Origin of the sequence: Halorubrum sp. Atlit-26R (assembly GCF_003666015.1) — an archaeon.
GTDB lineage: Archaea > Halobacteriota > Halobacteria > Halobacteriales > Haloferacaceae > Halorubrum.
On record NZ_QPLT01000417.1, the window covers coordinates 1 to 502 of the forward strand.

Annotated in this window: 1 pseudogene; it reads right to left on the reverse strand. The window is 57.8% G+C overall.

The window, feature by feature from the left end:
* A pseudogene (locus tag DVK07_RS21240) lies at positions 1-502 on the reverse strand (ISNCY family transposase); the annotation flags it as partial.

The following is a 502-nucleotide window of genomic DNA, read 5'->3' on the forward strand; positions in this document are numbered from 1 at the left end:
ACTGCTCGTGCGTGATGTCGATGGCTGCAACGGTCTCCCGAGACTCGAAGGGATCATCGCCACGAATCGAGTTGATGATGTTCTCCGTGGCGGCGTTGAACGCCGTCATAACTGCGTCCCGAATCCGGTCGATCTCGGGCATCGAATCATCATCCTCGAAATCCTCGAACGTGAGCTGCCCGTCTGATCCCTCAGGCGTGGCGATTTTCTTGATTGCCCGCAGGAACGTTGAGTCGTCGCAGGTGAGGTCGTCGTCGGTGAGCCAGCCGTACTCGGCTTCCGAATGAGCACTCCCGTTGTTCGCGCAAATACTCGCGAACATATCTAGCATTACCTCGTCAGAGTACGACTTGTGGGCCGCTCGGTGCGTGTCGAACTCGGGAATGACGTGTTTGCGAGCGAGCGTCAGCGTCTTCTGGGCTTTCTCCTTCTTGTACTCGCTCGTGCTCTGTAACTCCTCTTCCTCGGTCTCGGTTGGGACCGACGGCACGAGAGCGTCTGT